Origin of the sequence: Streptomyces actuosus, from assembly GCF_016921115.1 — a bacterium.
Taxonomy (GTDB): Bacteria; Actinomycetota; Actinomycetes; order Streptomycetales; family Streptomycetaceae; genus Streptomyces; species Streptomyces actuosus_A.
Map to the genome: position 1 here is coordinate 1 of NZ_JAFFZS010000070.1, position 10,204 is coordinate 10,204.

At 73.8% G+C, this 10,204-nt stretch carries 9 protein-coding genes; 6 read left to right on the forward strand and 3 right to left on the reverse strand.

The features are described from left to right. Positions 1–176 precede the first annotated feature (176 nt). Positions 177–1,808: a DUF3152 domain-containing protein gene (locus JS756_RS35195; RefSeq protein ID WP_307791428.1), complete on the reverse strand. Its 1,632-nt coding sequence runs from the start codon at positions 1,806–1,808 to the stop codon at positions 177–179. Between the two features lie 8 nt (positions 1,809–1,816). Next, complete coding sequence (locus tag JS756_RS35200) at positions 1,817–2,827, reverse strand: alpha/beta fold hydrolase (protein WP_205387344.1); 1,011 nt, start codon at positions 2,825–2,827, stop codon at positions 1,817–1,819. Between the two features lie 224 nt (positions 2,828–3,051). Between JS756_RS35200 and JS756_RS35205 the strand changes: the two genes are divergently transcribed. From JS756_RS35205 to JS756_RS35220, 4 genes are all read left to right on the forward strand, one after another. After that, on the forward strand, positions 3,052–3,276 hold the full coding sequence (locus JS756_RS35205) for an Rv3202a family protein (protein ID WP_205387345.1): 225 nt from the start codon (positions 3,052–3,054) through the stop codon (positions 3,274–3,276). 195 nt (positions 3,277–3,471) lie between these two features. Beyond that, positions 3,472–4,119 carry a TetR/AcrR family transcriptional regulator gene (locus JS756_RS35210; protein WP_205387346.1) on the forward strand — a complete coding sequence of 216 codons (648 nt, stop codon included), beginning with the start codon at positions 3,472–3,474 and terminating at the stop codon, positions 4,117–4,119. Positions 4,120–4,304: 185 nt separating this feature from the next. After that, positions 4,305–4,532 carry a DUF3107 domain-containing protein gene (locus JS756_RS35215; protein WP_205387347.1) on the forward strand — a complete coding sequence of 76 codons (228 nt, stop codon included), beginning with the start codon at positions 4,305–4,307 and terminating at the stop codon, positions 4,530–4,532. Positions 4,533–4,848: 316 nt separating this feature from the next. Next, a complete protein-coding gene (locus tag JS756_RS35220) occupies positions 4,849–5,118 on the forward strand; it encodes a hypothetical protein (RefSeq protein WP_205387348.1) in 270 nt (89 codons plus the stop codon). Positions 5,119–5,180: 62 nt separating this feature from the next. Here the strand turns inward: JS756_RS35220 and JS756_RS35225 are convergent, their stop codons facing one another. After that, positions 5,181–5,939: a ferritin-like fold-containing protein gene (locus JS756_RS35225; RefSeq protein ID WP_205387349.1), complete on the reverse strand. Its 759-nt coding sequence runs from the start codon at positions 5,937–5,939 to the stop codon at positions 5,181–5,183. Positions 5,940–6,451: 512 nt separating this feature from the next. Between JS756_RS35225 and JS756_RS35230 the strand changes: the two genes are divergently transcribed. Both JS756_RS35230 and JS756_RS35235 read left to right on the forward strand, forming a co-directional pair. Further along, positions 6,452–8,857: a DEAD/DEAH box helicase gene (locus tag JS756_RS35230; protein WP_240204849.1), complete on the forward strand. Its 2,406-nt coding sequence runs from the start codon at positions 6,452–6,454 to the stop codon at positions 8,855–8,857. 202 nt (positions 8,858–9,059) lie between these two features. Beyond that, entirely contained in the window at positions 9,060–9,947 is an 888-nt protein-coding gene (locus tag JS756_RS35235; RefSeq protein WP_205387350.1) for an alpha/beta fold hydrolase, read from the forward strand. The last annotated feature ends 257 nt before the right edge of the window (positions 9,948–10,204 follow it).

Consider the following 10,204-nt stretch of genomic DNA (forward strand, 5'->3'; position numbering starts at 1 on the left):
ACGGCCGTCGAGGAGGACGTGGCGCAGGCTCTCGCGGAGCGCGGGGTGGCCGCTCGCCCCACCAAAAGGGGTGAACGGTCGTAACTTTCCCGTGCGGGTCGCGTTCGGTCGGGCTACGAGATCACATGACCGCGAAATGACACGTCACGCGCCCCGCACCGGCGCACGGCGCGGCTCTACGGGTAGGGCCAGGCGTTGGGGAGGCAGTGGATCCCGTCGTGGTCGAGGAACTTGGTCTGCTGCTGCATGACCGGCGCGAGGTCGCCGTCCTTCTCGCAGTTGCGGTGGCCGTAGCCGAGGCGGTGGCCGATCTCGTGGTTGATCAGCATCTGCCGGTAGGCGCGGATCTGGTCCCCGAAGGTCGCGGAGCCCTGGGCCCAGCGGTACGCGTTGATCATCACCCGCTCGGTGTTGGCGGAGTCGCAGGAGACGTGCTCCTCGCTGGTGTCCAGACCGGACTTGGCGCACCAGACGTCGGTCGTGCCGGGGCTGGCGAGCGTGATGACGAAGTCGGGTGTGCCGGACTGGATGCGCTCGAAGGTGCGCTCGCCGCCGTGCGCCCAACTGCGGTCGTCGTTGAGTGTCCTCTGCACGGCCTGGGCGAACAGCTCGGCATCGAGACCGAGCCCCTGCTCGACGTCCACGCGGTAGGTGTACTTGCGTCCCTTGCCGGGTGCCTTGTCGACGCCGGACACCGCCTCGAAACGCCCCGATCCCTTCAGGCCCGGGTCGAGCGCGTACTTCCGGTCGAGTTTCTGCTCGTACGTCAGGGGCACCGCGCTCGTCGAGGGCGAGGGGCTCGGCCGCCCGTCGCTGCGCGAGGCGGAGTCGTGGGCGTCCCGCGCCTGGCCGGTGGGCGACGGCGTCCGGGCGCCGCCCTCCTCGGTGCCGGTGACCTGCCCGGCGACGACGACGGCGAGCACGGTGGTCACGGCGGCTGCCGCGACGCCGGTGAACGTCCGCCCCTTGGCACCCTTCGCGCGCGCCGGCTCGCCGGCCGGCGACTCGCCGTCGGAGGGGTCGTGGCCGGTACCGGCAGGGGCACCGGTGAGACCGGTGCCCGGGACGCCGAGGTCCCGGTCCGTGCGCGGGGCGTACGGGTCGGGAGCCCGGGGCGGAACCGCTGCCCGCCCGCGCGGGGTGAACACGTCGTCGATCGCGGCGTCGAAGGCGTCGACGTACTCCTGCCGGGGTCCGCCCCGCGGAGCCTGCCGCTGCCGGGGCAGCCCGGGCCCGTCCGGCTGCGCGTACCCGGCGCCACCGGCGCCTTCCGCGAGGTCGCCCCAGCCGCCCCCGGCCTCCCGCTGCTCGGGGTGAGCGCCGCGCACCCGGGGCGTGCCGTGGCCCGGGGCGCCGTGTCCCGCCCCACCGCCGGGGACACGGGGAACACCGCGTGCCGGCGTGCCGTCGGGGAACCGGGGCACTCCGCGGGCGGGCGTGCCGTCCGGAAAGCGCCGCACACCGTGGGCGGGCGTGCCGTCGGGTACCCCCGGGACCCCGTGGGCGGGCGTGCCGTCGGGGAACCGGGGCATCCCCTGTGCGGGCGTGCCGTCCGGGAACCGCGGAACCCCCTGTGCGGGCGTGCCACCGCCGTACCCCGGAACGCCCTGCGGGGGCGATCCGTACGGGGCCGGCATCCGGCGGCCGCCGGGCGGCGGCACCGGTGCGCCGGTCCCGGGTGCACGCCCCGGGGTCCCGCCGGGCGGCGCCTGTGCGGGCGGCGCCTGCTCCGCCCGGCCCTCCCCGGACTTCGTCCTTCCCCCGGACGCGCTCTTCGGAGCGGGTCCACGCCTGCTGTGGCGTCCCACGTCGCGCCTCAGCTCCCCTGGCTCGGGGACGCGGGGGTCCCTGACTCGTCGGTGCCGTCGCCGGGGCCGGTCGTGTCCGCCAGGAGGTCCCGGAACGCCGCCGCGACGGTGTCCGGGTACTCCATCATCGCGACGTGCCCGGCGTCCGGCATGGTCAGCAGGCGGCTGTCGCGGAAGGTGCGGGCGGCTCTGTGGGCCATGCGGAATCCGACGAGCTGGTCCCGGCCGCCGTAGACGAGCAGGGTCGGGGCGAGGACGCGCTCGGCCTGCCGCCACAGCCCGTGCTGGCCGCCGAGGGTGTAGGCGTTCACCAGACCGCGCGCGGAGCGGGACATCGCGTCCCAGAAATACGGGAGCTGGAGCCGCCGCTCCAGCTCCTCCACCGCGTGCCGGAAGGCTTCGGGAGTCACCCGGGAGGGGTCGCCGTAGCAGAGGCCCATGACGCCGCGGACCCGCTGCTCGACGGTCCATTCGCGGGTGAAGCGGGTGAAGAGCGCCGCCACGCCGGGCACGCCGAGGAGACCGGTCGGCACGGCGGTGCGCTGGACGCGCAGTTCCGGCAGGGCGGGCGAGACGAGGGTGAGGGTACGGACGAGGTCGGGCCGCAGCGCGGCCACGCGCGTGGTGACGGCCCCGCCGAGGGAGTTGCCGAGGAGGTGGACGGGACCGCGGCCGGTCGCGTCCAGGTAGCGGATCACGGCGCGGGCGTGCCCGCTGACCGAGTAGTCGCCGTCGTCCGGTGGCGGGGAGTCGCCGAAGCCCGGCAGGTCGACCGCCTCGCTCTCGACTGTCCCGTCGAGCTCGGCCATCAGCGACGACCAGTTCTGCGAGGAGCCCCCGAGGCCGTGGACGTACAGCGCGAGCGGCAGTCCCTCGCGGGCGGGGGACCTGGACCGGACGGTCAGGGTGATGCCCGGCAGTCCGACCGAGCTCAGCCGCTCACCTTCCGCGACCCGGACGGACACCGCCTTCGGGACGAGGTCGGTGGGCGGCACGGACGGCAGCTCGGTCGAAGGCATGCGGCAATGTTACGAGACGATCACGCCCTGGTTCACGTGTTCGGTGTCACAGCGGGACGGGGCGGGCCGGGCCCCGCAAGGCCCGTCTCACGTCATGGACGCGAATGTATGGCATGTCGTGCGGATCGGGTGTCTCCTAGGCTCATGAAGAGGGCACCCGCGTGGGACCCCTGCTTCAGGGACATGCGCAGGAAGTTCACAGGAAGTAGGAAGGGAGCCCGTCCGTGGCCGTAGACCCCACCGACCCCGAGACCTTCGAGGAGACCGAGGAGCGCGACGCCGCGGAGGTCGACGTCGAGGCCCCCGAGAACGACGCCGCCGAGCAGCAGGCCGATGTCTCGCCCGACCGCGACGACTCGCTGGAGGGCGTCGACCCGGCGCGCGCCAACGAGGCGGACCTGATCGAGCAGGCCCGCGTGGTCTCCCTCGACGAGGACGATTACCGCTGACCGCCCGCGTGGGCGGCCCGCTGAACAGGAGAGAGGCTGTCGTTTGCCCACTTGGCCCCGCTTTCAAACCTTCCGCACGACTTTCGTCACCGTCCGGTCCATGAAATTCTGCGCTCGCACCGCGCACACCCGGGTTACCGAAAAGTACGATGGCGACGCGGCGCACACCGCAAGTGGACGACTTTGGGAGGCGGCGTGACAGCCATCGAGCAGACAGAGGCAGCACGCCCGCGGGGTACGCGCCTGCCGCGCCGAGCCCGACGGAACCAGCTGCTGGGCGCCGCCCAGGAAGTCTTCGTGGCGCAGGGCTACCACGCCGCGGCCATGGACGACATCGCCGAGCGCGCGGGCGTCAGCAAGCCGGTTCTGTACCAGCACTTCCCGGGCAAGCTCGACCTCTACCTCGCCCTGCTGGACCAGCACTGCGAGGCCCTGATCCAGGCCGTGCGCAACGCGCTCGCGTCCACCACCGACAACAAGCAGCGCGTGCGGGCGACCATGGACGCCTACTTCGCGTACGTCGAGGACGAGGGCGGTGCCTTCCGCCTGGTCTTCGAGTCGGACCTGACCAACGAGTCCGCCGTGCGCGAGCGCGTCGACAAGGTCACCAACGAGTGCGCCGAGGCGATCTGCGACGTCATCGCCGAGGACACGGGCCTCTCCCGCGCCGAGTCGATGCTGCTCGCCTCCGGCCTCGGGGGTCTGGCCCAGGTGGTGGCCCGTGCCTGGCTGAACAGCGACCGCAGTGTCCCGCGCGACGAGGCGGTGCAGCTCCTGGCGTCGCTGGCCTGGCGCGGCATCGCCGGCTTCCCGCTGCACGGCAGCGAACAGCAGCAGCACTGACCGCACGCGGCCGGGCGGGGGCGAACGGCCGGGCGGGTCCGTGGGGGCCGTGCGGGCATGTGTTCCCGCACGGTGTTCGCTCCTGGCGTGCTGGCGCGGAGCATGCACGTCCCCTCACCGGGCTAATGTGTGCTGGTACGGCGCGGTAGGTCGCGCACTTCACTGACCGTCGGAGGGACATAGCCGTGGAGGTCAAGATCGGCGTGCAGCACGCGCCCCGCGAGATCGTTCTGGAGAGCGGTCAGAGTGCCGAGGAGGTCGAGCGGGCGGTGTCCGAGGCGCTCGCCGGGAAGTCGCCGCTGCTGAGCCTGGTGGACGAGCACGGCCGCAGGATCCTGGTCCCGGCCGACCGCCTCGCCTACATCGAGATCGGTGAGCCGGCTCCGCGCAAGGTGGGCTTCGGCGCGCTGTAGGCAGGCGCGCACCACGACCCGGAGGAAGGGCCCGGCGACGTCACACACCGTGACGGCACCGGGCCCTTCCGCCTGCCGGGGCCGACCGGACCTGCCGGTGACGGTCCTGCCGGGTCGCCGGCCGGGCAGCGCCGTGTACGGGGCCGCTGAATCCCGCGGCCCCGCCGCCCCCGCCACTCCCCTGGCCCCGTTTCCGCCACGGTCGGAGCACAGGTGCGGCCCACAGGAGGATTGCCTTCCGCAGGTCACGGGTATGACGGGCTGTGACCGGGGCGCCGCCCGGGTGCACCGTCCGGCCGTGTGGGAGGGACCAGGCATGATCTTGGAAGCGCTCGGGTCCGCTGTGATCGGTCTCGTCCTCGCCTGGGCGGCCCTGCACCGCCTTGCGCACCGGCTGCCGACCCGCCTGATGGTGTTCGCCACCGGGGTCGCCGGGGCCCTGTTCGGCGACTTCGTCACCCACAGCGCGCTGGGCCCCGGCAGCCTCGTCGCGAGCCTGGTCGGCGCGGCGATCGTCTCCGCCGCCTCCCTCTCCCTGCTGCTGCGCCCCGCGGGGCGACTTCGGCGCCGGTCGGCCCCGGCGTAGAACCGGCCGATAGGCGTCCCGCCCGGCGGGGAGCGACACGCCGGTCCCCGCCGGGAGCGAGGTCAGGCGGCCAGGCCCAGCGCCGCCATGCGCTTGGTGTGTGCCTCGGTGATCCGCGAGAACATCCTGCCGACCTCGGCCAGATCGAAGCCGTCCGCGACCCCGCCGACGAGCATCGTGGACAGGGCGTCCCGGTCGGCGACCACGCGCTGCGACTGCGACAGGGCCTCACCCATCAGGCGCCGTGCCCACAGCGCGAGCCGGCCCCCCACGCGCGGATCGGCGTCGATCGCGGCGCGGACCCGGTCGACGGCGAAACCGGCGTGCCCGGTGTCGTCGAGCACGGCCAGCACCAGCTTGCGGGTGTCGGTGTCCAGGCGGGCGGCCACCTCGCGGTAGAAGTCGCTGGCGATCGAGTCACCGACGTACGCCTTGACCAGGCCCTCCAGCCAGTCCGAAGGCGCGGTCTGCTTGTGGAAGCCGTCGAGGGCGGCCACGAAGGGCTCCATCGCCCGGGTCGGGTCCTCGCCGATCCCGGTCAGCCGGTCACGCAGCTGCTCGAAGTGGTGGAACTCGGCCGACGCCATCTTCGCCAGCTCGGCCTTGTCCTCCAGCGTCGGCGCCAGCTTGGCGTCCTCCGCGAGCCGCTCGAACGCCGCGAGCTCGCCGTACGCGAGCGCGCCGAGCAGGTCCACGACCGCGGCGCGGTACTGCGGATCGGCGGAGGCGGTCGCCCAGTCCTGGGCCGCGACTCCGGTGGCCTCGGCCGAGGCCTCGTCGGGGGCGTTGTCAGACTTGTCAGACGTCGTCATGAAGCGCACAATAACCCGCCCGCCGCGCAAGGGAAGTTCCTGGTCAGTCACTGTGACCACGGCGACGCCGCGCCCCACGGGATCACTGTGACGACGGCAACGTGACCGAATCGGCCATCGCATGTGCGGCAATCCGGGGTATGGTGGTAATGCGCCTGCCGAATATTCGACGGGCCGCACGTATGAGGATGCCCGGTCGGTGGCCCGATCGGCTCCGACCCGACAGCCCTCCCCGACCGTACGTCACCGTGCGTACGGCCCCCGGAGGGGGGACACCCTCAGCGGTACGAAGGCTAGAGCGTCGGTAGAGGTCCCGTGCCATACGGCTTGCCCAGGCGGTTTGCCCGTACGGCAGCCGACGTCCCCGGCACGGTCCGTCCACGACCCCCGCGCTCGCCTCGCACCGCGTACACAGAAGAGGCAGCACCCTGACTACGACGTTTCGAGAACTCGGAATCCTCCCCGAGACCGCCGAGGCCCTGGAGGCCGTCGGCATCATCACTCCCTTCCCCATCCAGGAGATGACCCTTCCCGTCGCCCTCGCCGGCACGGACGTCATCGGCCAGGCCAAGACCGGCACGGGCAAGACCCTCGGTTTCGGCCTTCCGCTCCTGGAGCGCGTGACCGTCCCCGCCGACGTCGAGGCGGGCCGCGCCCGGGCCGAGGAACTCACCGAAGCCCCGCAGGCACTCGTCGTCGTCCCCACGCGCGAGTTGTGCACGCAGGTCACCAACGACCTGCTCACCGCGGGCAAGGTCCGCAACGTGCGCGTGACGGCGATCTACGGCGGCCGGGCCTACGAGCCCCAGGTGGAGGCCCTGAAGAAGGGCGTCGACGTGGTCGTCGGCACCCCGGGCCGCCTGCTGGACCTCGCGGGCCAGAAGAAGCTGAACCTGAACCACATCAAGTCGCTCGTTCTCGACGAGGCCGACGAGATGCTCGACCTGGGCTTCCTGCCCGATGTCGAGAAGATCATCGGCATGCTGCCGGCCAAGCGCCAGACGATGCTGTTCTCGGCGACCATGCCGGGCGCGGTCATCGGCCTGGCCCGCCGCTACATGTCGCAGCCGACGCACATCCGGGCCGCCGACCCGGCCGACGAGGGCATCACGCACGCGAACATCAAGCAGTTCGCGTACCGCGCGCACTCCATGGACAAGCAGGAGATGGTCGCCCGCATCCTGCAGGCCGAGGGCCGCGGACTCGCGATGGTCTTCGCGCGGACGAAGCGCACGGCCGCGGACGTCGCCGACCAGCTCAAGCGCCGCGGGTTCGCGGCCGGCGCGGTCCACGGCGACCTCGGCCAGGGCGCCCGCGAGCAGGCGCTGCGCGCCTTCCGCAACGGCAAGGTCGACGTGCTGGTGTGTACCGACGTCGCCGCGCGCGGCATCGACGTCGAAGGCGTCACCCACGTCATCAACTACCAGTCCCCCGAGGACGAGAAGACGTACCTGCACCGCGTCGGCCGTACGGGCCGCGCCGGTGCGAAGGGCACGGCCGTCACGTTCATCGACTGGGACGACATCCCGCGCTGGCAGCTGATCAACAAGGCGCTGGAGCTGGACTTCAACGACCCGGTGGAGACGTACTCCACGTCCCCGCACCTCTTCTCCGACCTCGGCATCCCCGAGGGCACGAAGGGTGTCCTGCCGCGCTCGGAGCGCACCCGTGCGGGCCTGGACGCGGAGGAACTGGAGGACCTGGGCGAGCCCGGCGGTCGCGGCGGCCGGAACGGTCGCGGACGCGGCGGCCGGGGCGAGACCCGCACCGAGGAACCGCAGAGCAGCCGGACCCCGCGCCGTCGCCGCCGTACCCGTGGTGGCTCCCCGGTGGACACGACGCAGGGCACCGAGCAGTCCCCCGCGGTGACGGAGGAGTCCGCTCCGCGCACGCTGCGCCGCCGTCGCCGCACCCGTGGTGGAGCGGCGGCCCAGGGCACGCCCGAGGCCACCGCCACCGTGGCGCCGGTCGCGGAGACCCGTGCCCCGCAGGCCGAAGCCGAGCCCGCGGCGACCGCGGTCGCCGCCTCGGAGGGCACCGCCCTGGACGCGGTGACCGCGGAGAACCCGGCCAAGCCGCGTCGCCGGCGCACCCGCAAGTCGGCCGAGCCGACGCTGTCCGCCGTGGAGTGCGAGGTCACCGCGACCGAGGCCGCCCCGACTGCCGAGGCTCCGGCGGAGGCCGAGCCGAAGGCCGCGACACCGCGCCGCCGCACGCGCAAGGCCGCCACCACCGCGCCGACCGCCGCCGAGACGGCCGCCGACACAGCGGAGGGCACCGGGGCCGCAGAGGCGACGGAAGCCACCGAGGCCAAGCCCAAGGCACGCCGCACCCGCAAGACGACCGCCGCCGCAGCGGAGGCCGCCGTGGACACCGCGGAAGGCACCGAGGCCGCGGAGGCCAAGCCGAAGACCCGCCGCACCCGCAAGGCCACGGCACCGGCGGCGGAGGCGGAGGCGGAGGCGGAGGCCGCACAGACGGCCGTCGAGACCGCGGAGGCCAAGCCGAAGACCCGCCGCACCCGCAAGGTCGCGGCACCGGCAGCAGAGGTCGCCGCCGACACCGCGGAGGGCACGGTGGAGGCCGCCGAGGCCAAGCCGAAGGCACGGCGCACCCGCAAGGTCGCGGCTGCCGCCGCAGCGGAGGCCGCCGTCGCCACCGCGGAGGCCGCGGAGGCCAAACCGAAGGCACGGCGCACCCGCAAGACGGCCGCCACGGCCGAAGCGGCCACCGCGGACATCCCGGCCCAGGCCACGCAGGAGCCGGAGCAGGCCAAGCCGCGCCGCACCCGCAAGACGGCGGCCGCCAAGGCCGCCGACGGTGCGGAAGGTGCCCAGGCCGGCGAGGTGGCGGAAGCCGCCGAGGCCAAGCCGAAGGCACGGCGCACCCGCAAGGTCGCGGCTGCCGCGGACTCCGCGGAGGGCTGATCCTGTCGGGGCCCACGGCTGAACCGCCCGCTCCTGGGCGGGCCTCCGGCCTCAGGCCCCCTTCGCCGATGGCCCGGTCCCACCTCGTGTGGGGCCGGGCCGTCGGCACGCGGGCCGGCCCAGGGCGTGCGGGCCGGCTCATCGGTGCGCAGGAGCCCGGCCGCCGTCCCGCCCCGCCGGTCCACCGGCTACCCTCACCCCCGTGACCACGCCGCTCCCCTTCTCCCCGCCCCCGGGCGCCCTCACCCGTCGTCTGCGCACGTCCCGGGGCGAGTTCGCCGTCATCGACATGCGCGTGCCCGCAGGTGTGCCCGAGCGGGGCGTGGCTCTGCTGATGCCGGGATTCACCGGCAGCAAGGAGGACTTCGGCCTGATGCAGGGGCCGCTGGCGGCCCGGGGGTACCGGACGGTGGCGGTGGACGGGCGCGGCCAGAACGAGTCGGACGGGCCGGCCGACGACGAGTCGGCCTACGCCCGGCAGGAACTGGCCCTGGACGTGTCGGCACAGGTCGCCGCGCTCGGTGTGCCGGAGCCGGTGCATCTCCTCGGGCACTCCCTGGGCGGGCAGATCGCCCGAGCCGCGGTCCTCCTGGACCACGCTCCCTACCGCTCGCTCACCCTGATGGCTTCGGGCCCGGCACAGATCTCCGACTCGCAGCAGCAGCGGGTGAAGCTGCTGCGGGACGCGCTGGCCGTGATGACGCCGGCCGAGGTGTGGGAGGCGATCCTGGCGCTGGGCCCGCCGGAGGAGGTCGGCGGCCCGGCCCGCGGCATCGGCGACCTGCCGCAGTTGCGTGCCCGCTTCGTGAACACCCGGCCCGCCCAACTCGTGGCGACCGGTAAGCAGTTGTGCGTGGAGCGGGACCGCGTGGCGGAACTGGCGTCCGTGCCGCTGCCGTTCCATGTGCTCTCGGGTGCCCGCGACGACACGTGGCCGGTGCCCGTGCTCGACGCGATGGCGGCGCGGCTGCGCGCGCACCGGACGATCGTCCCGGACGCCGAGCACTCGCCCAACGCCGACCAGCCTCTTCCGACGGCCCGCGCGGTCGCCGACTTCTGGGACGGCACGGCCGGCCGGCAGAAGGCGTAGGCCCCGCCGCAGAAGTCCCCCGGACTCCCCCGCCGCGCTCCGGGGTCCGGCGGTGCCGCGGCCCTCGTGGCCGACACGGCGGAGCCCGTCCCCGGGAGCGGCGATCGGGGCGGGTGTGCGGCCGTCCCTAGCTAGTGCCGCGGCAGGCAACGTTCGCCCGTCGAGGAGCGGCGTCCGGTGCGTGCTCCCGGTGTGCCGGCCGGAAGCCCTCGTACGGGATGTACTCGGGCTTTCGTCCGGTGCAGCGAGAGTGCGTG